19 protein-coding genes and 1 pseudogene are annotated in these 24,788 nt (G+C 72.3%); 11 read left to right on the forward strand and 9 right to left on the reverse strand.

The features are described 5' to 3' along the window. Positions 1-289: 289 nt before the first annotated feature. The 3 genes and pseudogenes from lon to ACH427_RS18175 all read left to right on the forward strand — a co-directional run bounded on the left by lon (position 290) and on the right by ACH427_RS18175 (position 6,827). On the forward strand, positions 290-2,731 hold the full coding sequence (gene lon, locus ACH427_RS18165) for an endopeptidase La (protein ID WP_398870474.1): 2,442 nt from the start codon (positions 290-292) through the stop codon (positions 2,729-2,731). A 717-nt stretch (positions 2,732-3,448) separates the two neighbouring features. After that, positions 3,449-3,862: pseudogene (locus ACH427_RS18170) on the forward strand (Uma2 family endonuclease); the annotation flags it as partial. 196 nt (positions 3,863-4,058) lie between these two features. Beyond that, positions 4,059-6,827, forward strand: coding sequence for a M4 family metallopeptidase (locus ACH427_RS18175; RefSeq protein WP_398870475.1), 2,769 nt, complete (start codon positions 4,059-4,061; stop codon positions 6,825-6,827). A gap of 82 nt (positions 6,828-6,909) precedes the next feature. On the opposite strand, the gene ACH427_RS18180 is transcribed toward ACH427_RS18175, so the two are convergent. Beyond that, positions 6,910-7,779, reverse strand: a complete 870-nt coding sequence (locus ACH427_RS18180; RefSeq protein ID WP_398870476.1) for a lysozyme — start codon at positions 7,777-7,779, stop codon at positions 6,910-6,912. 215 nt (positions 7,780-7,994) lie between these two features. Between ACH427_RS18180 and ACH427_RS18185 the strand changes: the two genes are divergently transcribed. Next, entirely contained in the window at positions 7,995-8,468 is a 474-nt protein-coding gene (locus ACH427_RS18185; RefSeq protein WP_398870477.1) for a MarR family winged helix-turn-helix transcriptional regulator, read from the forward strand. Positions 8,469-8,748: 280 nt separating this feature from the next. Here ACH427_RS18185 and ACH427_RS18190 read toward each other — a convergent pair whose 3' ends face one another. Further along, on the reverse strand, positions 8,749-9,519 hold the full coding sequence (locus ACH427_RS18190) for a hypothetical protein (RefSeq protein ID WP_398870478.1): 771 nt from the start codon (positions 9,517-9,519) through the stop codon (positions 8,749-8,751). A 235-nt stretch (positions 9,520-9,754) separates the two neighbouring features. On the opposite strand from ACH427_RS18190, the gene ACH427_RS18195 reads away from it, so the two are divergent. From ACH427_RS18195 to ACH427_RS18215, 5 genes are read left to right on the forward strand one after another with little or no spacing between them, the layout of a single operon-like run. Beyond that, entirely contained in the window at positions 9,755-12,400 is a 2,646-nt protein-coding gene (locus ACH427_RS18195) for a nitrate- and nitrite sensing domain-containing protein (protein ID WP_398870479.1), read from the forward strand. Then, positions 12,397-12,912, forward strand: coding sequence for a roadblock/LC7 domain-containing protein (locus tag ACH427_RS18200; RefSeq protein WP_398870480.1), 516 nt, complete (start codon positions 12,397-12,399; stop codon positions 12,910-12,912). Before ACH427_RS18195 ends, ACH427_RS18200 begins: the two co-directional genes overlap by 4 nt. Next, complete coding sequence (locus tag ACH427_RS18205) at positions 12,909-13,349, forward strand: DUF742 domain-containing protein (protein WP_398870481.1); 441 nt, start codon at positions 12,909-12,911, stop codon at positions 13,347-13,349. The genes ACH427_RS18200 and ACH427_RS18205 overlap by 4 nt, the downstream gene beginning before the upstream one ends. Before the next feature lie 28 nt (positions 13,350-13,377). Continuing rightward, positions 13,378-14,004, forward strand: coding sequence for a GTP-binding protein (locus ACH427_RS18210; RefSeq protein WP_398870509.1), 627 nt, complete (start codon positions 13,378-13,380; stop codon positions 14,002-14,004). A gap of 57 nt (positions 14,005-14,061) precedes the next feature. Continuing rightward, complete coding sequence (locus ACH427_RS18215; RefSeq protein WP_398870482.1) at positions 14,062-15,345, forward strand: styrene monooxygenase/indole monooxygenase family protein; 1,284 nt, start codon at positions 14,062-14,064, stop codon at positions 15,343-15,345. 196 nt (positions 15,346-15,541) lie between these two features. Here the strand turns inward: ACH427_RS18215 and ACH427_RS18220 are convergent, their stop codons facing one another. The 5 genes from ACH427_RS18220 to ACH427_RS18240 form a co-directional block, all read right to left on the reverse strand. After that, positions 15,542-16,687, reverse strand: coding sequence for an NlpC/P60 family protein (locus ACH427_RS18220; RefSeq protein WP_398870483.1), 1,146 nt, complete (start codon positions 16,685-16,687; stop codon positions 15,542-15,544). A gap of 165 nt (positions 16,688-16,852) precedes the next feature. Continuing rightward, positions 16,853-17,122, reverse strand: coding sequence for a hypothetical protein (locus tag ACH427_RS18225; RefSeq protein ID WP_398870484.1), 270 nt, complete (start codon positions 17,120-17,122; stop codon positions 16,853-16,855). 59 nt (positions 17,123-17,181) lie between these two features. Continuing rightward, positions 17,182-17,937, reverse strand: a complete 756-nt coding sequence (locus ACH427_RS18230) for an AAA family ATPase (RefSeq protein WP_398870485.1) — start codon at positions 17,935-17,937, stop codon at positions 17,182-17,184. A gap of 10 nt (positions 17,938-17,947) precedes the next feature. Next, entirely contained in the window at positions 17,948-18,727 is a 780-nt protein-coding gene (locus tag ACH427_RS18235) for a TetR/AcrR family transcriptional regulator (protein WP_398870486.1), read from the reverse strand. Between the two features lie 45 nt (positions 18,728-18,772). Next, a complete protein-coding gene (locus ACH427_RS18240; RefSeq protein ID WP_398870487.1) occupies positions 18,773-19,708 on the reverse strand; it encodes a diiron oxygenase in 936 nt (311 codons plus the stop codon). Positions 19,709-19,919: 211 nt separating this feature from the next. Here ACH427_RS18240 and ACH427_RS18245 point away from each other — a divergent pair, with 211 nt between their 5' ends. Continuing rightward, complete coding sequence (locus tag ACH427_RS18245; RefSeq protein WP_398870488.1) at positions 19,920-21,053, forward strand: ferritin-like domain-containing protein; 1,134 nt, start codon at positions 19,920-19,922, stop codon at positions 21,051-21,053. Positions 21,054-21,203: 150 nt separating this feature from the next. Next, the gene (locus ACH427_RS18250) at positions 21,204-22,010 is read left to right on the forward strand and encodes a polysaccharide deacetylase family protein (protein ID WP_398870489.1); all 807 of its coding nucleotides are present in this window, start codon (positions 21,204-21,206) and stop codon (positions 22,008-22,010) included. Between the two features lie 78 nt (positions 22,011-22,088). Here ACH427_RS18250 and ACH427_RS18255 read toward each other — a convergent pair whose 3' ends face one another. Both ACH427_RS18255 and ACH427_RS18260 read right to left on the reverse strand, forming a co-directional pair. Continuing rightward, a complete protein-coding gene (locus ACH427_RS18255; RefSeq protein WP_398870490.1) occupies positions 22,089-23,624 on the reverse strand; it encodes an amino acid permease in 1,536 nt (511 codons plus the stop codon). 86 nt (positions 23,625-23,710) lie between these two features. Beyond that, positions 23,711-24,571, reverse strand: coding sequence for a hypothetical protein (locus ACH427_RS18260; protein ID WP_398870491.1), 861 nt, complete (start codon positions 24,569-24,571; stop codon positions 23,711-23,713). Positions 24,572-24,788 lie beyond the last annotated feature (217 nt).

Genomic DNA, 24,788 nt, shown 5'->3' on the forward strand with positions numbered 1-24,788 from the left:
ACCCGCACCCGACAACAGCGAGCCCGGCAGGGCGCTTCCGCCGCAGGCGGCAACGGACCCGCACCAGACAACGGCGAACCCCCACAAACCAGCCCGGCCGGCGCTTGAGGCCACCCGAACCGCAAGGCGCAAACAACCCGCACCCGGCAAACGCACCCGCATCCGCCTCCGACGGACGATTCCGCCCACCCCACCCCCAGCCCGATCGCCCAGAGCGAACAGAGGGAACATTCATCACCCCTCACGCATTGAGTCGGCATAGCTCAACTTGCCTGCCGAAGGGGAGATCATGGCTTTCACGTCCACACCGCTCACCCTGCCCGTCCTGCCCCTCGACGACGAGGTCGTACTGCCGGGCATGGTCGTGCCTCTCGACCTCTCCGACAGCGAGGTGCGAGCCGCCATCGAGGCCGCGCAAGCCGCTGCCGGGGACGGGACGGGGGCCGGGGTCAAGGCCGGGGCCGGGGAGGGTGACGGGGCCGGCAAGCCGCTCGTGCTGCTCGTGCCGCGCGTAGACGGTTCGTACGTCGGCACCGGCACCCTCGGCCGCGTGGAGCAGGTCGGCCGGCTCTCCGACGGGGACCCCGGGGCGCTCATCCGAGGGCTGGGGCGCGTCCGGATCGGGGCGGGTACGACGGGGCCCGGGGCCGCGCTGTGGGTCGAGGGCACCCGGATCGAGGAGACCGCCCCCGACCCCCTTCCCGGCGCGGTCGCCGAGCTGATGAAGGAGTACAAGGCGCTCGCCACCAGCTGGCTCCGCAAGCGCGGTGCCTGGCAGGTCGTGGACCGCGTCCAGCAGCTCGACGACGTGGCACAGCTCGCCGACAATTCCGGTTACCTCCCGTTCCTCACCGTCGCCCAGCGCGTCGAGCTGCTGGAGACCGCCGACCCGGTGGCCCGGCTGCGGCTCGCCGTCACCTGGCTGAGCGAGCACCTCGCCGAGCAGGACGTCGCCGAGTCGATCGCCAAGGACGTGCAGGAGGGGGTCGACAAGCAGCAGCGTGAGTTCCTGCTCCGCCGCCAGCTGGAGGCCGTCCGCAAGGAGCTCGCCGACCTCAACGGTGACCCGGAGAGCGAGCCGGACGACTACCGCGCCCGCGTCGAGGCCGCCGATCTGCCCGAGAAGGTCCGCGAGGCCGCGCTCAAGGAGGTCGAGAAGCTGGAGCGCGCCTCCGACCAGAGCCCCGAGGGCGGCTGGATCCGCACCTGGCTCGACACCGTCCTGGAGCTGCCCTGGAACGAGCGCACCGAGGACGCGTACGACATCCCCGGCGCCAAGGCCGTCCTCGACGCGGATCACGCGGGCCTCGCGGACGTCAAGGAACGGATCACCGAATACCTGGCGGTGCGCAAGCGGCGTGCCGACCGGGGGCTGGGTGTGATCGGCGGGCGACGCGGGGGAGCGGTGCTCGCGCTCGTCGGTCCGCCCGGCGTCGGGAAGACCTCGCTGGGGGAGAGCGTGGCCCGTGCCATGGGCCGCAAGTTCGTCCGGGTCGCCCTCGGCGGCGTGCGCGACGAGGCGGAGATCCGCGGCCACCGGCGCACGTACGTCGGCGCGCTCCCCGGCCGTATCGTCCGCGCCGTCAAGGAGGCGGGCTCGATGAACCCGGTCGTCCTCCTGGACGAGATCGACAAGGTCGGCTCGGACTTCCGCGGCGACCCGGCGGCCGCCCTCCTCGAAGTCCTGGACCCGGCGCAGAACCACACCTTCCGCGACCACTACCTCGAGGTCGAGCTCGACCTCTCGGACGTCGTCTTCCTGGCCACGGCCAACGTCCTCGACTCCATCCCCGACGCCCTCCTCGACCGCATGGAGCTCGTCCGTCTCGACGGCTACACCGAGGACGAGAAGGTCGTCATCGCCCGCGACCACCTGCTGCCCCGGCAGCTGGAGCGCGCCGGCCTGACGGCCGACGAGGTGCGGCTGGCGGACGAGGCACTGCGCAAGCTGGCCGGCGAGTACACCCGCGAGGCGGGCGTACGGACCCTGGAGCGCGCCCTTTCCCGGCTGCTGCGCAAGGTGGCCGCCCAGCACGAACTGGGCGAGCGCGAGCTGCCCGTGACCCTGGGCGCCGACGATCTGCGCGCCCTGATCGGCCGCCCCCACCACACGCCGGAATCCGCCCAGGACCCGGCCGAGCGGCGTACGGCCGTACCGGGAGTGGCGACCGGCCTCGCGGTCACCGGGGCGGGCGGCGACGTCCTCTTCGTGGAGGCGTCGCTGGCCGACCCCGAGACGGGCGCCGCGGGCCTGACCCTGACCGGCCAGCTGGGCGACGTGATGAAGGAGTCCGCGCAGATCGCGCTGTCCTTCCTCCGCTCCCACGGCGCCGAACTGGAGCTCCCCGTGGGCGACTTCAAGGAGCGCGGCGTCCACCTCCACGTCCCCGCGGGCGCGGTCCCCAAGGACGGCCCGAGCGCGGGCGTGACGATGACGACGGCGCTCGCCTCCCTGCTCTCCGGCCGCCAGGTGCGCCCCGACGTGGCGATGACCGGCGAGGTCTCGCTGACCGGCCGTGTGCTGCCCGTCGGCGGCGTGAAGCAGAAGCTGCTCGCGGCGCACAGGGCCGGGGTGACCACGGTCGTCATCCCCAAGCGGAATGAGCCCGACCTGGACGACGTGCCGGAGGAGATCCTCTCCACGCTCGACGTCCACCCGGTCGCGGACGTCCGCCAGGTCCTGGAACTCGCCCTCCAGCCGGCGTCCTCGCAGGTGGTGATGGCGGCGTAGCCCGAGCGGCACCGGTGCGGCCCCTGCCGTCGTGACAGGGGCCGCACCGGTTTCCCCGCGCCGCCCGGTCAGCGGACCTTCACGTGCCGGACCGGGTGCCAGTTGCCGTGGGCGTCGTGCGACCCGCCGTTCACCTGAGCCGGTGGCGTCGAGGAGACGAGTTGGTGGCTCTTGCTGTACATCCGGTGTTGTACATCCGGGCCAAGGTGCCGCGTCATTGGACTGGAGCGCGACGGACCGCGCGGCCGTCAGCCCCGCGTGCCCGGCCTGCGCCGCGTAGCGGCCGGAAGCGGCCGCGGTGGCGTGCGCCGCCCCGAGCCCCGCGACGAGCGCCGGCGCCATGATTCCCTCCCCGTCGCCGCCCTGCCGGGGCGGCGGAGCCGGCGACATCAGGGCGGAGGGCGATCCTCTGGACTTTCCGCAGGGGCAGGTGACGAGCATTCTGCCGGCGTGATCTTTGGTATGCCGGGCGGTGCCGCCTGCCGTGCCCGCAGGGCGCCCCGCCGCAGGCGGCGACGAACCCGCGCCCAACAGCGCTCACTTCGGGCACGCCCCCGCAACGCTTTCCGGTCAAGTTCGACGTGAACTTCCCCCTCCCCCGGAGGTCCTGGCAGCTGACGCGGGCGGGCCGGGCCTCGGTCGCGTGTCCGTTTCCCGTGCATATCGTTGCACTACCCCGCTGCCCACGTTCGTGGGTGGCGGGGAGGAGCGATCGAGATGGCCGACAGCGATGAGCTCAGCCTGGACATGCTGTTCGACTGGCTGGAGCGGTTCCCTCTCCCCGAGCGCTACAAGGCAGAGATCGTCGAGGGGGCCATCTTCATGTCGCGGCAACGGCAAACCCACTGGCAGATTATCTTCGGCATCGCCTTGCAGCTGTCGGCCCAGTATCCCAAGAGCCGTATCGCGTCCGACGTTCGTATCGACTTCCCTGGCCATCTGAACGGATTCTGCTGTGATGTGGCGGCGCTCAAGGAGGGGGCGGTCCGGGACCACCAGGGGCGCCGGCATTACGAGGACGTCGAGTTCGTCGCCGAGGTGATTTCCAAGAACACCGCGAGGAATGACTACGGGCCGAAGAAGGATGCTTTCGCGCTGGCGGGCGTTCCGGCGTACCTCATCGTTCCCCCGCGACTGAGCGGATCGCCGCACGGCCGAAAGCCGTCCCCACGGCCTTACGCATCATTGTTCAACCCTCGTCCCACCGGTTGCATGTGCCCCGACCGCACATGTTCCGGACGTACGAGGGGGATCAACCTTGCGCAAATCCAGAGCACGTTCAGGCAGATCGGCCGCGAAGAGCGGCATAGCAGGGGCGGCAGCGCTGATGGGCGTTGCCGCCCTTGTCGTGAGCGCGGTGCCGGGGCAGGCCGTCGCCGCGTCCGCCAAGGCTCCCGGTGAGGTGATTCCGGGGAAGGGAACCTCCACCCCCTCCCTGGTCGACGGCATCCGGGAAGGCGTGCGGGCGAGCGGCAGCGCGGTCGACGCCGCGCGTGAACACCTCGCGGACAAGCAGAGCCGCTATCACATCGCGGCCCCGGGGCGCGATCTGCGGCCCGTGCGGACGGCGGCCTCGGGCCGGGACGAGATCGTCCGGCTCCAGCAGAAGTACGGGGGCGTGGACGTCCTCGGCGGGCAGTACGTCGTACGGATGGAGAAGAAGGACGGCAAGCGCGTCGTCACCGGCACCTCCGGGAAGTATTTCACCGGTCTGAAGGCCGGCACCAAGGCCGAGGTGAGCGAGGAGCTCGCGGTGCGGCGGGCCGTCGAGGCGACGCTGCGCGAGCTCGGCGGCACCTGGCTCGGCACCGGGCCCAAGGCGGCGCGGTCCCTGAGCGGCACCGCGCGCGGCCTGGTGGTCGTGCCCAAGGGGCCCGGCGTCCTCACACACCACGTCACCGTGCGCGGCACCGACCCGGCCGACGGCCGGCCCGTGCTGCGCGAGGTCTACATCGACGCCAGGGCCGGCTTCCCGGTGCTCCAGTACAGCGGCATCAAGACCTTCGGGGACGAAAGCACGGGCAGGTCCGCCGCCACGGCGTCCGCGAAGACCGCCGCGGCCGCGGCGAAGAGCCCCGCGAAGCCCGCGGACGGCGTGAGCCCCGGCATCGCGGGCTCCGGCGTGAAGTACGACGGCACCACCGTCGAGCTCGGGCTCTTCAAGGACACCGCCCGCAACGAGTACGTCATGCGCGACTACTCCCGGATGTGGGACTCCACCAAGAACCTGATCTCCACCTGGGACGCGCGCGGCAAGGACGTCAGCGAGGCGTCCGGCAACTGGCCCGCCGGCATCAAGGAGTTCGGCTCGCCCGGCCCGAACTTCGGCAAGGACGCGACCGAGTCGGGCGCCGTCGACGCCCACTGGGCGGCGGGCAAGGTCTACGACTACTACAAGAAGGTCCACGGCCGGAACAGCCTGGACGGCCGCGGCATGGCCATCAACTCCCTGGTCGGCGTGACGCGGTTCGGCGGCGCGTACGTCAACGCCTTCTGGGACGGCACCAAGATGGTGTACGGCGGCGGCGACGAGGAGTACAAGACGCTCTCCGCCGACCTCGACGTCGTCGGCCACGAGATGACGCACGGCGTCGTGGAGAACTCCGCCGACCTCGTCTACGCGGGCCAGTCCGGCGCCCTCAACGAGGCGCTCGCCGACTACTTCGGCAACTCCATCGCCGTGGACGCCGCCGGCATGTCCATGGACGACCCGGACGCGGGTCTGCTGGGCGGCGACCTCTGCCGTACGAAGACCCCGCGGCAGTGCGCCTTCCGTGACCTGAACGACGGGAAGACGACGTCCAAGAACTTCGTCGGCGTGGGCTTCTCCACCGACAACGGTGGCGTGCACATGAACTCCACCCTCTTCTCCGGCGCGCTGTGGAACATCCGCCGGGACGTGGGCCGCACGCTCGCGGACAGGATCGTCTACAAGGCGCTCACGGAGTACATGACCCCGCTGGACGGCTTCACCGAGGGCCGTGAGGCGGTGATCGCCGCCGCGAAGTCGCTCGGGGTCTCTGCCAAGGACCTGAACACCGTCACACGCTCCTTCAACGCCCGTGGCATCGTGCCCAACTGGGAGCAGGCCCTCGGCGTCGACACCGACGTGCTGTCCGGCAGGCTGAACACCGCGGGCACCGGCGTGGGCGCGGGCGGCGGCTGGTGGGCCGCGTCGCGGTCCAACGACGACGGCTCCGAGGCGTACTCGATCTGGGCGGGCCGCGCGGACGGCTCGGGCTCCCCGAAGCTGATCAGCCCCAACGACGGGCGCTACCACGCCTACCCGGCCACGGACGGCAGGACCGTGGTGTGGGTCGCGGTCGGCAAGGACGGCATGGACGTGCTGTCCCGCCCGCTCGCGGGGGGACCCGTCAAGAAGCTCTATTCCAGCGCGGGGATCAACGCGGTGCGCGTCGAGGGCGACGTCGTGGTCCTGGAGGAGCAGAGCGGTTTCGGTGCCCGCCACGTCGGCTACCTGCGCCCCGGTGACAAGGCCCCGACCTGGGTGGACGGCCGGCGCGACGACACCGAGACGGCCATGCCGTCGGTCGGCGGCGGCCGGATCGCCTATGCCCGGATCACCTCGCAGGGCGACGACTTCCAGTCCGTCACCGAGGTGCTGGACCCGAAGACGGGCACGGTGACGCGGACGGGCGGGAACCGCAGGCCCTCGGCGATCGGCCAGACCGGCATCAACGGCACGCACGTCTTCTGGCTGGCGCACGAGTTCGACGCCCAGGGCAAGGGGAGCTCGGCGGTGCGGCGGGCGAACCTCGACGGTACGGGCGTGACCGACCTCAGCAAGGAGCAGGGCCCGCAGTCGCTCTTCCCCCTCGACCTGACGGCCTCGGAGAGCGCCGTGACGGTCACCTCGCTGCCGCCGGAGACCGCGACCGGCAACGAGGCGCTGCCGAAGCTCTACCAGTTCGCGGCGGACGGCTCGACCGATCCCGCGCGGGCGCGGGTCTCCTGCAACCGCGGTGAGCAGTCGTCGGCCGCGGCGGTGGGCGGCAAGCAGGTGGTGTGGCTCGACGGCACCACCGGCTACACCGACCTGGTCACCCGCACCCGCCCGGCGGGTTCCTGCGGCTGACGCGTGAGGTGGGACAACGAACCGGGCCCCCGCCGCCGATGTGCGGGGGCCCGGCGCTCTTGCGGGCGGATGGTGGTGCGGTTCAGCCGCCGGCCAGTGCCTGGAGGCGGCTGTAGGAGCCGTTGAAGCGGTTGTGGTCACCGACGGTCGGTCCGGTGTCGGTGTACTGCCAGACGGTGTGGAAGCCCCAGCCCGCCGGGAGCTCGCCGGCCGACGAGCCGTAGCGCGGGATCCACAGGGGGTTGACGGAGCCGAAGCCGCCGTAGTTGCCGGTGCACTGCTTCCACCAGCCCGTCGCGGTGTAGATCATCGCGTCGCGGCCGGTGCGCGCGCGGTACGTACGGAGGAAGTCCGCGATCCAGCTCCTCAGCGCGCTCCCGCTCATGCCGTAGCAGACCGAGCCGTAGGGGTTGTACTCGATGTCGAGCACCCCCGGCAGCGTCTTGCCGTCACCGGACCAGCCGCCGCCGTGCGTCGCGAAATAGGCGGCCTGGGCGGCGCCGCTGGAATTGTCGGGCAGAGCGAAATGATAGGAGCCGCGGATCATTCCGGCGTCGTAGGAGCCGTCGTACTGCTGGGCGAAATACGGATTGGTGTAGCTCGTGCCCTCGGTGGCCTTCACATAGGCGAAGCGGTTGCCGCTGTCCCAGAGCGTGGACCAGGGGACGTTCCCGTTGTGGCTGCTGACGTCGACGCCCTCGACGGAGGCGGTGAGCGAGGGGGGAGGCGTGCGGCCCGGCTGCGGCTCGTGGCGGCGGACGGTGGAGCCGAGCCAGTCCCGCTCGGGGTGGGCGGGGCGCTTGCCGCCCGGCGTGGGGGAGGCGGCGAGCGCGGTGCCGGGCAGTGCGACGACCAGGGTCAGCAGGGCGGTGAGCAGGGAGAGCAGGGGGATGCGGACGCCGGCAGCCGTGGGGGACTGCCGGCGCGGCGGAGCGGGTCTGAGCTCGGGCATGGCGGACTCCGGGGAGCTGTGTGGGGGGAGTGCCGTAGGACACGACTACGTTGGTGTGACCATGTCATACCCAAAATATCGAGCACGGACGCGTCGGCCTCACAGGGACGCGGTGCTGTTGCCGGTCCCATCCTGCGAAATACTTACGGAGCTGCGGCTATGTGCCGCGGTCCACGAAAATTTTCAGCAGCCGGAAAGCCGGAGAGGGCCTCGACGTGCACCAGACGACTCCCCCGCACCCCGAGGACGGCAATGGTGTGGACCAGGCTTACCTCGCACTGGAACGCGAACTGGCCGTCTTCCTCCGCCGCGCCCGCGCCTCCTCCGGCGAGATGGCCCGCGCCGTCCACCCCGAACTGGAGGCGGCCGCCTATGGCCTCCTCGTCCGGCTGGAGGACGCGGGGGAGCAGCGTGCGACGGATCTCGCGGCGTACTTCGGCGTCGGCAAGGCGACCATGAGCCGGCAGCTGCGCGCCCTCGGCGACCTCGGGCTCGTCGCCCGGACCCCCGACCCCGCCGACGGCCGCGCGTCCCTGGTCCGCATCACGGACGAGGGCCGCGCCCGCTTCACGCGCGTCCGCGACGCGCGACGCGCTCATCATGTGCGCAAGCTCTCGGACTGGGATCCCCGGGAGATCGCCGAACTGGCGCGTCTGCTCCGTCAGTTGAACGCGAGCGCGGAGGGGTAGGGCGGCGTTCGGGTGCGGGTCGGCTGCGCCTGCGGCGGGAGCGGCCTGCGGCCGCGTCCTCAAACGCCGGACGGGCTGAATTCGCTGGCTACGGTCCGCACAATCAGCCCGTCCGGCGTTTGAGGACGCGCCCGAAGGGCGCTCTCCGCCGCAGGCGGCAACGGATCCGCAGCCGGGGGTCCGGGGCGCGTGCCCCGGTTTCGGGAAGGGGCGGGGCCGGGGAAAGAGCCCGCCGCAGGCGCAGCCGAGCCGCACCCCGGGACCGAACCGCCGCCAACGGCTAGAGCTCCGCGAACACCACCGCCGCATCGTCATGCCCCTTCCCCCGCACCAACCCCCGCCGCACCGGATCCGACTCCGCACAGCGAACCGCGTCGATCAGCGCCTGCGGCCCCTCCTTCGACAGCAGCCCGAAACACGCCGGCCAATCCCCCTCCCCGAAGACCTCCACCCATCGCCCCGCCCCGTCCGTGAGCGCCGCCAGCGACCGTACGGACGCGCGCGGGGTGGCGCCCGTCACCGCCAGCTCGGCGACCGAGGGTGAGGCGGCGGCGGTGAAGAAGCCGCCGGGCGCGTTGCGTTGCGCGTCCGTCACGGGGCCCCGTGCGCGCAGCCGGTCGATGCGGTCGTCGAGGACCGCCCTCACCGTGCCGTCGGGTGCCTCGACGAGGAGGACGGAGTCGGAGAGGACGAGATGCTCCACGCGCTCGTCGTCCCAGCGAGCCACGACGACGGTGGCCTGGGGCGTGCGGCGGTGGGCGAGGTCGCACGTGGCGCGATGGGCGTCCGCCGTGCGGGAGATCGCCTCCGCGAGGCAGTCGGCGAGCGCGTGACCGGGGCGTGAGACGGCGAGTTCCAGGAGGGCGCCGCCGAGCCGCGCGGTGAACCAGGGGACACCGTGGGCGCAGCCGGTGTCCCCGGAGGGCGGCGGGGTCACCCCGTCCAGCAGTACGAGCGCGCCACCGTGCCCCGAGGCCGGCAGGGCGACGGAGGCAAAGTCCTCGTTCGGGTGGTGGGGATCCCCCGGCTGGGTGGCGAGTTCGATGCGCATGGGGCCAGTGTGCCGGATGCCGGAAATCAAGTCGTGCGGGTGCGCATCCTGGAGGCACATGCCGCGTTCTCCAGGTGACGTGCTGACCTGGCCCGTATGCGATGAGTGAAGCATCGCGAGTCAATTCCCGGACTGGGTTCACTCGTTCGAGTGGCCGGGTGGGCGAAGGGCACCCTCTCCTCAGAGGTGCTGAAAGGGTCAAATCCGTACCAGGGGTGGGGCAGGCGAGAGTGGAATGAGAGCACCGGTGCGGAAGAAGCGGCCGCGGGGCGGCGAGCGGGAGCGGCAGTCCTCGGCGGTGCGGGAGCGCACCGCCCGCGTGCGTAACCGGCTGACCGCCTCCGTCGCGGTCACCGCCCTCACCGTGCTCGCGGCGAGCACCTTCGGCGCCGTGGACGCCACCCGCGAACTAGGCCGCGCCGAGCGGCTCGCGGCCCTCGCCGACGCCGACGGACCGGCCCTCGGCCTCGCCCACTCCCTCGCGGACGAGCGCGACGCCGCGACGCAGTACGTCGCGGGCGGCCGGTCCGACAAGGCGGAAGCGGCCGCGATCAAGACCCAACGCGCCCATGTGGACCAGGAGATCGAGGACTTCCGGCCGGCCGCCCCCGCCTCCCTGCGCGACCGGCTCGACGCCCTCACCGCCGCACGCCACCAGGCGCTCGACAGTGACGACGCCCTGGCCGTCTTCACCGCCTACACCGGCATCGTCCAGGCGCTGCACGGCGTCGCCGACACCGTGGCCCTGCACGGCGGCGCCGGGGGCGACGCCGCGGCCCTCCCCGCCCTCGGCCGCGCCGTCGAGGAGGACTCCGCCACCCGCGCCCTGCTGCTGGGCGCCATCGCCGCGCACGGCGACGCGGCCCTCGTCTTCGCGGCCCAGCACACCGCCGCCGCGGAGAAGGACGCGCTCGCCGATTTCGACCGGCAGGCGAGCGCCAAGTCCCGCGAGGCGTACGCCGGTACGGTCAGCGGCCCCGATGTCACCGCCGCCGCGGACCACACCACGCGGCTCACCCGTCCCCAGGTCACCGCCGCGGAGCTGGCCGCCGAGCCCGTCGAGCCCGTGCGCTCGGCGCTCAGCTCCCGCCTGGACCTGATGCGCCAGGCCGAGTCCGACCTCGCCGCCAATCAGGCCGACCGCGCCGCGGCACAGCGCCATGACGCGCTCGCCGCGCTGGAGCTGCGCGCCGGGCTGTTCCTCGCGTGCCTGATCGTCGCCCTCTTCACCGGCGTACGGACGGCCCGCTCCATCACCCGGCCGCTCACCTCGCTGCGGCTCGGCGCGCGCCGCGTCTGCGCCGACCCCGTCGCCGAGAAGCCGATCGGCTTCAAGGGCCGCGACGACGAATTCGCCGAGACCGCGCGGGCCGTCGACCTCCTCCACGAGACGGCCGTCCGCCAGCAGGAGCGCATCGCCGTCCTCGAAGGCGAGCGCACCCGCCTCATCGCCGCCCGCCATCTGCTCGCCGAGGAGCACGACGCCCTGCGTGAGCGGCACCAGGAGCTCGCCGGGCAGCTGGCGGAGGAGGCGGCCGCCCGCACCGCCGAGCACCCCGGTGACGCGGCCGAGCGGGCCCGCGGCCTCTTCGTCGGGCTCTCCCTGCGCACCCTCGGCCTCGTCGAGCGTCAACTCGCCGTCATCGAGGGCATGGAGACCCACGAGACCGACCCCGAGCGCCTGGAGACCCTCTTCACGCTCGACCACCTCGCCACCCGCATGCGCCGCAACAGCGAGAATCTCCTCGTCCTCGCGGGCACCGAGAGCGTCACCGGGCGGCCCGAGCCCGTACCGCTGCTCGACGTCCTGCGGGCCTCGGCGGGCGAGATCGAGCGGTATCAGCGCGTCCGTATCCAGTCGCTGCCCCCGCACGCCCGGCTCTTCGGCCACGCGTCCGAGGACGTCAGCCACCTCGTGGCCGAACTCCTGGAGAACGCCACGACGTTCTCCCCGCCCGATGCCCAGGTGCAGCTCTCCGGCTGGCTCCTGGAGACCGGCGACATCGCGCTGTCCGTGCAGGACGAGGGCATCGGCATCGCCCCCGACCGGCTCGCCGAGTTCAACGCCCTGCTCGCCGCCCCCGACCCGGACGGCCCGCCCCCCACCGCCCCGGCGGGCGGGGCCGCACGGGCGGGGCGCTCCCGGGGCGGCATGGACGCCCACCCGGCCGACACCGGCCAGGCGCCGGGCCTCGGTCTGTACGTGGTCGCGCGGCTCGCCGCCCGGCACGGCATCCGCGTCCAGCTGCGCGAGCAGACCACGGGCGGCATCGCGGCCGTCGTCGTGCTGCCCGCCGCGCTCCTGGCCGACGGGCCCCCGACCGTCACCGGCCTCGGCGACACCCCGCCCGTACCGGGCGCCGCGGCCGCACCCCCGATCCACCTCCCCGGCTCCATCGCCGAGACCAGCGCGCCCCCGGTGCCCGGGAGCCGGCACCGCGCGCACGCCGCCCCCGCCTCCCTGCCGCCCCTTTCCCCCCTGCCCGTCCACCCGGCGGATCCGCCCACCGGCCACCTCCCGGACGGGATACGGCCCACCGGCCCGCCGCCCGCGGCACCCGTGGTGGGACGGCACGCCCGGCCGTCGGCGCTCGGCGACCCCGCCGCCTTCGCGCCCACCGTCCCCGGCCAGGGCTCCGCCCAGGTCACCGGCAACGGCCTGCCCCGCCGCACCCCCCAGTCCGTACCGCAGCGGGCCGAGGCGCCCCAGCTGCGCCAGGGCGTCGACGCGGAGGCCCTGCGGCGCAAGCTCGCCGGATTCCAGCGGGGCGCGGCCGAGGGACGCCGCGACGCCGTGGCGGAGTTCGCGGGACGCACCACTGAATCGAACCAAGCGGGGCCGTCTGCTCAGGGCGGCACTGTCGAGGAGGCACGCGGTTGACTGCATTTTCCCGGGAGGCGACTCCCGTCACACCTGTCGGCCCCGCCGTCTACGGGCTGAGCCACGAAGCCCGCAACCTGCACTGGCTGCTGGCCGGTCTCGTCGACGAGGTGCCGGGCGTACGGTCCGTCGCCGTCGTCTCCTCGGACGGCCTGCTGCTGCTCTCCTCCGACCCCGAGCGGACCCCCCGGCCCGGCCTCGACCGGCCCGCCGGACCCCGCGGCTCCACCGGCGACCTCGCCACGATCGTGGCGGGCCTGGGCAGCCTGACGACGGGAGCCGCCTGCCTGATGGACGGCGGCGTCGTCAAGCAGACGATGGTCGCCATGGAAGACGGGAGCCTGTTCGTGATGACGATCAGCGATGGCTCGCTCCTGGGCGTGCACGCGGACCCCGACTGCGACATGAGCGTCATCGCCTATCAGATGGCGCTCTTCGTCGGCCGGGCCGGACACGTGCTCACCCCCGAACTCCGCAGGGAGCTACGGCAGTCGGTGGAGGCGGTCGAATGAGCCAGGCGGTGCTCTGCCGCAAACCCGCCCGCGTACGCCCCTACTCCCTCACCGGCAGCCGGCCGCGCCGGTGCCGGGTGCTGCTCGTGGAGACGTTCGTGGCCGCGCTCGACGCCCCGGACGATGCCCCGGGCGACGCACCGCCAGACCTACCGCCCGAGCCGGAGCCACCGGGCGGCGGCGCGCCGCTGCCGCCCCGCTCCGTCCCTGAGGTGCGGCCGCTGCCCGAGGCCCGCGCCATCGTCGAACTCTGCTTCCGGCTGCGCTCGGTGGCGGAGATCGCCGCACTGCTGAAAATGCCCCTGGGGGTGGTCCGGGTGCTGCTCCTCGAACTGGCCGACCAGGGCAGGATCCGCGTCTTCGACACGGGCCACGGCACGGGCCGGCCCGACCGCGCGCTGCTGGAAAGGGTGCTGGGTGGACTTCACAGGCTCTGAAGCCGATCCCCGGAGGGCGGCCCTCGCCGTGCGCAGCGAGGACCCGACGCGCGGGGGACCGCCCGCCGCCCCCGACACCCCCCGCGGCTGGCAGACCGACCGCAGCCGCGCCCCGCACGCCACGAAGATCGTCGTGGCGGGCGGCTTCGGCGTCGGCAAGACGACCTTCGTCGGCTCCGTCTCCGAGATCACCCCGCTGCGGACCGAGGCGGTCATGACGGTCGCGGGCGAGTCCGTCGACGACCGCAGCGCCACCCCGGAGAAGACGACGACCACGGTCGCCATGGACTTCGGGCGCATCACCCTCGACACCGACCTGGTGCTCTATCTCTTCGGCACCCCCGGCCAGGAGCGGTTCTGGTTCATGTGGGACGACCTGGTGCGCGGCGCCATCGGCGCGGTCGTCATGGCCGACACCCGGCGGCTGGCCGACTGCTTCCCCGCCCTCGACTACTTCGACAGCGCGGGCCTGCCCTACATCGTCGCCGTCAACCAGTTCGAGGGCGCCGAGCGCCACGAACCGGAAGAGGTGCGCGAGGCCCTCGCCCTGCCCCGCCAGGTGCCCCTGATCCAGATGGACGCCCGGCAGCGGGTCGCGGTCGTCGACACCCTGCTGATCCTCGTCGGCCGGGCCCTCGACGCCACACCCGGATAACCGCCACACCCCGCCCGGTGCGGCGCGGCGCCACGCCCGTACGAAGGAGCTTCACCCATGCGCCGGATCCTCATCGTCGGAGCGGGCCAGTCCGGACTCCAACTGGCCCTCGGCCTCCAGGCCAAGGGGTACGACGTGACCCTGATGTCCCACCGCACCGCCGACGAGGTGCGGGCCGGCCGGATCATGGCACCCCAGTGCCTCTTCCCGACGGCGCTGCGCCACGAGAGCGAGCTCGGGCTGGACTTCTGGACGGACCGGGCCCCGCGCATCGAGGGGCTCGGCGTCTCGGTGGCCGGTCCCGAGACGGAGAGCGGCGGCCGCACCCGGCTGGTCGACTGGCTCGGCAGGCTCGACGGCTGCGCGCAGTCCGTCGACCGCCGGGTCAAGACGGCCGGCTGGCTGGACACCTTCGCCGAGCGCGGCGGCCGGCTCGTCATCCACGCCGCGACCGTCTCCGACCTCGACGTCCTCGCCGGGCGTTACGACCTGGTGCTGGCCGCCGTGGGCCGGGGCGAGCTGGCGTCCCTGTTCGGCCGGGACGCGGCCCGCTCCCCGCACTCCACCCCGCAGCGCGCCCTCGCCGTCGCCTGTGTGCACGGGCTCGCCCCCCGCCCCGAGCACCCCGCCCTCGAAGCGGTCCGCTGCACCCTCGTCCCCGGCGTCGGCGAGCTCTTCGTCATCCCCACCCTCACCCTCTCCGGCCGCGCCGACCTCCTGCTCTGGGAGGGCCTGCCCGGCGGCCCGCTGGACGTCTTCCGGGAGACGGCGGGCCCGAGCGGGCACCTGGCCCGCTCGCTGGAGCTGCTGGAACGGTTCGCCCCTTGGGAATACGCGCGCGCCACGGAGGTCGAACTGACCGACGCCAACGCCACGCTGGCAGCCCGTCACGTCCCGACCGTCCGGCACCCCGTGGCCCGGCTGCCCTCGGGCGGCCTCGTCCTGGGCGTCGCGGACACGGTCGTCGCCGACGACCCCGTCACCGGCCAGGGCGCCAGCTCCGCCGCCAAGTGCGCCGCCTCCTACCTCGCGTCGATCGTGGAGCGGGGGGAGGCGCCCTTCGACGAGGCGTGGATGCGGGCCACGTTCGACCGCCACTGGGCATCCGCCCGGCACACGACCCGCTGGACGAACGCGATGCTCGGCCCGGTGCCGGAGCATGTGCTGACGCTGATGACGGCGGCCGCCAGCTTCGACGCCGTGGCGGACCGGTTGGCCCGTGGCTACGACGATCCGTCGGATCTGGAAGGCTTCTTCTTCGACGCGGAACGGGCGGAGCGGTACGTGGCGAGCGTGGCGGGAGGCATTTCCCCGGCCCCGCCCCTTCCCGGCCGCGTCTGATGTGCGGCTCCGCCGCGTGGGGGCGCGTCCTCAAACGCCGGACGGGCTGATGGTGCGGACCATAACCAGCACACTCAGCCCGTCCGGCGTTTGAGGACAACGCGCGAAGCGTGTTGCTGGGGGTCCGGGGTCTCCCCGGTTTCGGGAAGGGGCGGGGCCGGGGAAAAGCCCGCCGCAGGCGCGCGCACCCCAGCGCTCAGGACGGCGCCCCCGACCCCCCGTACCCCGCATCGGACCCGCCCGCCGAACCCCTCGGCAGGGCGGCCGGCGGATCGTAGGCCCGCAACGGCGGAGCATCCGCGTCCGGCCGCACCACCCCCAGCAGCGGATTCGCCGCGATCGGCGAGACCTTCACCGTCGCCCCGGGACGGGGTGCCTGTATGACGAGGCCGTTGCCGATGTAGATCGCGACATGCGTCGCCCCCTCGAAATAGACCACGAGGTCACCGGGGCGGATCCGGTCCAGCGGCACCTTCGGCAGGGACTTCCACTGCTCCTGGCTCGTCCGCGGGATGATGTCACCCGCGTGGGCCCATGCCTGCGAGGTGAGGCCGGAGCAGTCGAAGGACTCGGGGCCGGCCGCGCCCCACACATAGGGCTTGCCTATCTGCTGGTACGCGTACTCCAGCGCCTTCCCGCCGAGGGCGGACGGCATGGCCGATCTCCCGAGCCGCCCGGAGGCGAGCAGCTTGCGCTGGGCCTCGCCGATGTCCTTCTGCTCCAGCTTGCGGAGCTCGGAGAGCTGCTCACCGGTGAGCGAGGCCAGCATCTTCTCGACCTGGTCGAGGCTCTTGCGCACATCGTCGCGCTGTTGCTTCTGCTGGGCGGCGAGTGTCTGCTGGGCGTTGAGGGCGTCCTGCGCCTTGCCCGCGAGGTCCGCGGCCCGCTTCTCGTTCTCCGTGAGCCGGCCGACGGTCGCGGCGCGCTGCCCGGCGGCCCGCTGGAGCTGGTGGCCCCGGTCGAGGGCCTGCTGGGGGTCGGCGCTGAAGAGGAAGCCCATGTACGGGGAGAGGGTGCCGCTGCTGCCCTGGTACTGCTCCCGGGCGAGCCGCCCGGCGGCGTCCCGGCTGCCGGTGAGCGCGATCCGCGCGTCGGCCAGCTGCTCGTCTATCTTCTTCACCTGGTCGCGCTGCTTCTTCAGGCGCTCCTCGGTGGCGTTGTACTTCTCCGTCGCTTCCTCGGTCTTGCGGTAGAGCGACTGGAGCTGGGAGAGCAGGGAGCTCACGGGCTGGTCGGGCGGGTCGGCGGGGGCCGCCGACGCCATGGGCGCGGGCAGCGCGACCGACGCGGCGCCGGCTATCAGCGCCGCCGTGCAGACAGCGCGCACGAACCGTCCTGACACAGGCACACCTCCGATGCGTGGGCGTGATCGTCAGCCCAAGGAGGATCGTGCCATGGTGGCCGCCGTTACGGCAGTGGGGTGGGCGAATCCGCCTAACCTGCTCACCCCCTGGTTCCCCTGCCGTCACCCGTTCGGCGGGCGCGCGCCACCGCCGTCCGGGCCGCCTTACGCGCCGGGGCGCGACCAGGGCCATGTGAGGCCGCCGCCGGGGGTGCCATCCGGGTCGTACTCGTACTTCCAGCCCTTGTGCAGCCCCAGCCGCTTCGTCGTGCCCGCCTGGACACGTCTGTACACATGTACGACCTCGGTCCCCCCGTTTCCGTCCGGCACGGGGATCTCATAGGTCTTCGGCGGGTGCCCGGAGAGCCCGAGCAGTACCGGCAGTACGCGCCCGTCCAGGGGGCCGCCCACGAAGGGCGTATCTTCGCTTCTCACACCACCAGTCTGCGTCAGCCCCGGCCGGGGTCCCGCGTCCGTAGGGCCGCCCGCGCGGGTCAGTCGCGCTCGTCGCGCGGTATGAGGTGCCGGAGATACGCCTCCGGCTCGCTCAGATACCGCCGCCAGTGGTCGACGAGCAGCAGCTCGCTCCACTCCACGGGCGTGATGCCGTGCTCCCCGACCTCCAGGATCCGCGCGCCGGGCGTCGACGCGAGCACGGGGGAGTGGGTCGCGCAGATCACCTGGGCACCCGAACGGCCCAGCCGGTGCATCAGCGCGACGAGCCGCAGGCAGGAGGCGAAGGACAGCGCCGCCTCCGGCTCGTCCATCACATAGAGCCCCGGCTGCTTGAACATCGCCTCGAAGACGGTCAGGAAGCCCTCGCCGTGGCTCATCTCCGAGGTGTTCTCCTCCCAGTAGCCCGGCAGCCCCCACACCGTCTCCATCAGGCCGAACGCGGTCTCGGCCCGCAGGAAATAGCCCTTCTTCCGCGTCCGCGGGCCGGTCATCATGCGGGTGCCGGCCGAGGTCAGGTCCAGGCGCACGGCGCCGCCGAGCACCGACGGCGGCCGGTCGTTCCCGTACTTCCGCCCGGCCCGGCCGCCGCGCCCGTCCAGCCCGTACGCCTCCGCTATCGCCTCGACGACGGTCGACTTGCCCGACCCGTTCTCCCCGACGAGGAAGGTGACCGGGGCGTCGAAGGCGATCCCCTCACCGACGAGCTCCTTCACACACGGCACGGTCCAGGGCCAGCCACCCCCCTCGCGGCCGTCGACGAGCTCGGGCGGTACGAAAGCGCGGTTCACGAGCATGCTCACGAGCCTACGAGGGGGGTCTGACATCGGCCCGGGGCCGCCGCCGCAGCAGGTGCTCCGCAGCCGAGAGCATCGGCGTGACGCGGCGCGCCAGCGTTCCCGCGCGGCCGTCCGGTGCCTCCAGGGACAGGACGGCCTCGACCACCCGGCCCACCTGCTCGTCGCCCGCCCCGGTGGCCAGCAGGAGGGCCAGGAACTCGTCGACCAGCCAGTCGCGCAGCTCGGGCAGCGGCGGCTGCTTGCCCTCGTCCAGCCAGATCAGGGACGCCGCCTCGACCGCCGTGATCCATGTGCGGACCATCATCCGCAGCCGGGGGCCCGGCCGGCGGACCCGCAGGTGGGTGAGGACCTGCTCGGCGGCGGCCCGGCGGACGCCGTCGACGATCGCGCCCGTGCGGGAGGTCTCGACGACGCTGCCGCCCTGGAGCAGGGCGCTGAAGCCCGCGTCGTGCTGGTCGACGAAGCCGAGGTAGCGGTCGAGGGCGGCGGACAGCCGGCCGGTGAGCGGGCCGGACTGCGGTTCGGCGAAGCACAGTTGGAGATCGTCCGCGGCGCTGCGCAGCGCGGCCTCGTAGAGCTGGGGCTTGCCGCCGGGGAAGTAGCGGTAGACGAGCGGCCGTGACACCTCGGCGGCGGCCGCGACCTCGTCCAGGGAGACGTCCTCGGGCGCGCGGTGCGCGAAGAGCGCGAGCGCGGCGGCGATCAGCTGGGTGCGGCGTTCCTCGACGCTGAGCCTGCGGTAGGTGGAGCGGGGGGACGGAGTCGGTGCGGTTCCGCTGCCGTTCATGTACGGCAGCGTATCCGCACGTCCGCGCCGGCGGGCCGGGCCGTGTCAGGGCCGCGCGAGCAGGCCGGAGCTCTGCCAGAGCCGTCGCCCGACCCCGCGCATCACCCCGATCTCGTCCAGGAAGTCCGTCAGCCGCTTCGCGCCCGCCTGCATGACCTCCCGCCGGTGGCTGCTCGCCCGCACCTGGGCGACGGCCTCGCGGCGGTCGAGGCCCACGTTCGTATAGACGGCGGGGTTGACGAACGCGAGGGAGAAGACGCGGGCCGCCTCGCCGGAGCTCAGCCGGGTCAGGCCCGCCTCCCAGCGCGGGCAGGTCACCATCTGGCGGCGCAGTTCCTCGCGCGCGTAGCGGACGTGGCGCGCCTCCTCCACGACGTGGATGCGGGTGGCGCCGCGGACGACGCTCTGCACGCGCTCGTCGGGGAAGGTCAGGCGCTGCATGTAGTCGAGGATCTCCTCGCCGAGGAGGGTGCAGGCGAAGGAACCGGGCGTGGTGGAGACGGACTTGAGAATCCTGGCCAGATTGTGATGCAGCCCGGAGACCGGATAGGTGGGCGCACCCGACTTCTCGACCATGCGGGCGAACATCTTGGAGTGCCTGCACTCGTCGGCTATCTCGGTGAGCGCGTAGCGGACGTGCGCGCTGCCGACCGGCTTGTCGTAGATGTGCCGGACCAGCAGCTGCATGAGGATGATCTCGAACCAGATGCCCAGCGAGGCGAGCGACGCGGCCTCGTGCCGGGAGAGCTCCAGGCGCTGCTCCTCCGGCATTCTCCGCCACATCGGGGTGCCGTAGAGGGAGAGCAGCTCGGGCGGCCAGAACCACTTGCCCTCTTCGAGGGGCGCGTCCCAGTCCAGTTCGGTGTCGGGGTCGAAGGAGTGCTTCGCCGAGGACTCCAGCAGGCGTTCGGCCGTGCTCTCGCGGTCCTTGAGCAGGCCGAGCGCGTCCCGGAGCGGCTCTCGTGCGGTCTCGGTGGTCATGGCTGAGGACACCTCGTCTGTCGGTTACCCGCGGTCACCCGCTTATGAGACTGCTTGTCAGCAAGGACGTCAATCCCCCTCGCGCAAGCTTCCGGCTTACGCGCACAGGACCGGCCACCCGGTCATTGACCCGGCGGTAACCACCGTGTGAGCCTGCCAACTGTCCACCCGCGCAAGGGACATGCGGGCCACATCAGGGACGGGAGGCGTCATGACGACGCGGGATCTCACACAGCGGAACTCCTACGCCCACGACCCGGAAGACTCCACCTGGGCGGTGCCCGCCACCGGCGCCGCCCGCTTCGCCTGGGACTACGGGGGCGGCAGGGACAACCTCCTGGCCCTCTATCAGAAGGGCAAGGACAAGCAGTGGGACGCCGTCACCCGGATCGACTGGGACCTGCCCGTCGACCCCTGCGACCCGCTCGGCGTCCCGGACCAGAACCTGCCCGTCCACGGCACCCCTTACTGGGCGCGGATGAGTGAGGCCGACAAGCGCGAGCTGCGCCGCCGCTACGCCTCCTGGCAGTTCAGCCAGTTCCTGCACGGCGAGCAGGGCGCCATGGTGTGCGCGGCGCGCATCGTGGAGTCCGTGCCCGACCTGGACGCGAAGTTCTACTCCGCGACCCAGGTCATGGACGAGGCCCGGCACGCGGAGATCTACAGCCGCTTCCTGCGGGAGAAGGTCGGGCTGCTCTACCCCATCGACGACAGCCTCGCCTCGCTGCTGGACGACACCCTGCGGGACTCGCGCTGGGACATGCCCTGTCTGGGGATGCAGGTGCTCATCGAGGGCCTCGCCCTCGCCGCCTTCGGCATGCTGCGCGACACCACGGACAAGCCGCTGCCGAAGCAGATCCTCGCGTACGTCATGCAGGACGAGGCCCGCCACGTCGCCTTCGGCCGCATGGCGCTGCGCGACCACTACCGGCAGCTGACCGATGCCGAGCGCCGCGAGCGCGAGGAATTCGTCATCGAGGGCTGTTACTTGATGCGGGACCGGCTGCGCGGAGAGGTGGTGCTCACCGATTTCGGCATACCGCAGGCCGACGCCGTCGAGCTCAGCGAACGGTCGGAATTCCTGCGGCTCTTCCGGAAGCTGCTCTTCAGCCGCATCGTCCCCTGTGTGAAGGACATCGGCCTGTGGGGCGAGCGGCTCCAGCGCGCGTACGTCGACATGGGCGTGCTCGAACTCGGCGACAGCAGCCTCGACCTCCTCATGGCCCAGGACGAGGAGGCGGCCGAGCGGCTCGACGCCCGGCGCTTCGCCGCCGAGGAGGCGGCGCGCCGGGCGGAGGTGGCGGCGGTGATCGCCGACGGTGCGGGGGAGACGGCGGGGAGCTGATCCGGAAGATGTCACTCCACTTTGCCCGGGGAGGACGTTGGGGCCGATAACGCGATGTGTAGGTCTTGTGACCGGTTGGAACCTTCTTTTCGGTATGGGCGTCCTTGCTGTGCACCAGCGGGGCAACTCGCACCGAGGGAGGGGAAGTTCATGGCACGTCTCAACGCCCGCGCGCGGCACGTCGTGATGACGGCGGTATCGATCCTGGCGCTCGCCGCGACCATACCGGGTTGCGTGGCCATGGCCACGGAGGATCCGGGGAAACCGGCACACCGCCAGGACGGCGAGCGGAGCCCGGCGCGGGCGGCGTCCTCGCCCCGGCCGCCGGCCGCACCGGCCGCACCGGCCCGGGTGTCGGACGCGATCACTCACGAGTCGGAGACCCCGGGCAAGGCCGTCAACCTGACCATAGACGACGGTCCGGAACCCATCTGGACGTCCAAGGTGCTGGACGTACTGAAGAAGTACGACGTGAAGGCCACCTTCTGCATCATCGGCTCGCGCGCGAAGGAGTATCCCGAGCTCGTCAAAAAGGTGGTCGCCGCCGGTCACCGGCTCTGCGACCACTCCGTGGACCACAACACGGCCATGGACCAGCGCCCCGAGCCCTATCAGCGGCAACAGGTCCTCGACGCCCAGCAGATGATCCTGGACGCGGCGGGCCCCGGTGCCCGGGTGCTCTACTACCGCGCTCCCGGCGGCGCGTTCACCCCGTACAGCCGCGAGGTCGCGGCCTCCCACGGGATGCGCCCGCTCGGCTGGAACGTCGACACGCGTGACTGGACCAACCCCGGCGTCGAGCGGATCGTCGACGCCGTGCACCAGGGCCTGCGGGACGGGCCCACCATCCTCTTCCACGACGGAGGCGGTAACCGCGGCCAGACCGTGGCCGCCCTCGACCAGATCATCCCCTGGCTCAAGGAGCGGGGTTACGCCTTCGGCTACCCCAAGATCTGACACCCTTCGCCGCCCGCACGCGGAACCGATCCCGCGGACCCGCCGCACCGCACGCGGCGGGTCCGTCCGCGACCGGGGCTACCAGCGGAACGCGTCCATCGGCGGCGGTCCGGCCTGCCGCCCGGCGGGCGCCGCGTGCCGCGGGTGCCGCGGGTCCAGGAACCAGTGGCGGGCCGACACCAGCCACCACACGCCCGCGAAGCCCACCACCGCGGCCACCGCGATCGGCGCGTAGTTGAACGTGTCGACGGTGACGGGCCCGGACTGCGGCAGCATGAACAGCACCGTGATCACCGCCACCCAGGAGATCGCGGTGATCCCGACCGGCCTCGACCACCGCCCCAGGTGCCACGGCCCGCGCTCGAACGCCGCGCCCTTGCGGAGCCGCAGCAGGGTCGGCACCGCGTAGGCGATGTAGAGGCCGATCGTGGCGATCGAGGTGACCGCCGCGTACGCCGTGGAGTTGACCAGATACGGCAGCCCCAGCAGGAAGGCGCCGAGTGCCGCCAGCCACACCGCGTTGGTGGGCGTGCGCGTCTGCGGGTTGATCCGGTGCCAGACCCGCGCGAAGGGCAGCGCGCCGTCCCGCGAGAACGCGTAGATCATCCGGGAGTTGGCCGTCACCGACGCCATCCCGCAGAACAGCTGCGCGACGATCACCACGAGCAGCAGCAGCTTCCCCGCCGAGGCGCCCAGCGCGTCCATGAAGATCTGCGCCGGCGGCACCCCGGTCCCGGTGCCCACCGAGCCCGCCCAGTCCTGGATCGCGTACGTCATCCCGGCCAGCAGCACGAAACCCGCGATCCACGACACCCAGATCGAGCGCACGATGCCCCGCGGCCCGGACACCGAGGCGTCGTTCGTCTCCTCCGTCATATGGGCGGACGCGTCGTAGCCGGTGAAGGTGTACTGCGCCACCAGCAACGACAGCAGCCCCACATAAAGGCCCGAGCCCCAGCCCGTGTCGTTCACGAAACGCGTGAAGACGAACGACGTCGACCGGTGCCCGTCCGGCACGAAGGCCAGCGCCCCGACGATCAGCAGCACACCCAGCAGATGCCACCACACGCTCACGGAATTCAGAAAGGCGACCAGCCGGACGCCGAAGGTGTTCAGCAGGGCGTGCAGCACGAGCACGGCACCGAAAAGGGCGATCGTGTGGCCGGGCGTCGCCGCGACACCGAACTGAAGGTCCAGATAGGCGTTGAGGAAGGACGCCGCCCCGAAATCGACGCCGGCGGTGCACGCGATCTGCCCCAGCACGTTGAACCACCCGGTGAACCACGCCCACGCCGCCCGCGACCGCTCGGGCGCCATCCGGTGCGCCCAGAAATACAGCCCCGCCGAGGTCGGATAGGAGGAGCACACCTCCGCCATCGCCAGCCCGACGACCAGCGTCATCGCACCGACACCGACCCAGCCCCACATGAGCATCGCCGGGCCGCCGGTCCGCATGCCGAAGCCGTACATCGTCATGCACCCGGAGAGGACCGAGATGATCGTGAACGAGACGGCGAAATTCGCGAACCCGGACATCCGCCGGGCCAGCACCTGGGTATAGCCGAGCTGTCGCAGACGCTCTTCGTCGGAAACGCCGGGTACGTCGAGTGGCACGCGATTCTCTCTCTCGTGATCGTTCCGATGAACGGCGGTCAAGGAATGTGCGGTGCGCTTCTTCTTTTTCAGGTGTTCCGTTTTCGTCAGGTGTGCCGTTCGCTCCCGGGCCGGACGGCGCGGGCCGCCCACGCCCGGTGCCGGAGGAAGAGCTCCGGCGCGTCCCCGCAGGACGACCAGGGCTCATCGGTGGCGTACGGCCCGATCGCCCGGAAGACGTCGTACGCCTCGGCATGGCGCCCGGCGAAGGCGAGCGCGTGCGCCAGATGGTTCGCGTCGTCCATGAACTGCGCGTGCGGGCGCGGCGGCCGGTGGTGCCACCAGTTCTCCAGCACCTGGTCGATGTGCGGGCAGTCGATCCAGGGGTGGATGCTCAGGCCGTGGCCGCCGGTCTCGGTCCGCGTCCGCTGCCGGTGCGACTCCGCCACCGCCACCAGCGGCAGCACCGCGATCGGCAGCCCCTTGGGCGCGGTGTCCGCCCGCTCCTGCGCCCAGTGGAACATCTCCGCGCCCGAACCGTGGTTCCGCGCGAAGAGATAGGTGAGGACCTCGTGGTGCGCCTCCCGGTTGTACGGATCACGGGCCACCACCTCGGCCCACACCTGCCGCAGCATCTCCCGGCCGGGGGCGTGCACCCGGATCAGGGCGAGCATCACCACCCAGGGGGAGGGGTCCGCCGGAGCGGCCTCGGCGGCGGCCAGGCACGTGGCCCAGGACCGCTCCATCTCCGCGCGGCCCCCGTCCACCCCGCGGATCATCGACCGCAGCGCCCGCACGTGCGCCAGCAGCGCGAGCGCGTCGGCGGACCCGGGCTCGGCCCGCGCCCAGGTGTCCGCGAACCGCAGCGTCGCGCCGGCCCGCGCCAGCACCTGGAGCCGGAAGACGCGCCGGTCCCAGTCGCCCCCGGTCGCCGCGAGCAGATCCCGGGGCCCTTCCCACCGCCCCATGCAAGCGTCCTCCAGCGCGGCGGGCAGGGCGGGATCGTCCCGGGCGGGATGCGTCCGAAGCGCCTGCTCCCCACCCCGCCGAAACCTCACGGCCCGCCCGCCTTCTCACCGCCGGATGTGCCTGACCTTGTTCCTTTACATCGGGTGGTCACTCTCTGTATTGAGGCTGTGGTCGCTGTGGTCTGTTCCGGTCGCGTTCGATCAGCGTCTCGGGTCG

This window comes from Streptomyces sp. NPDC020379 (assembly GCF_044387105.1).
GTDB lineage: Bacteria > Actinomycetota > Actinomycetes > Streptomycetales > Streptomycetaceae > Streptomyces.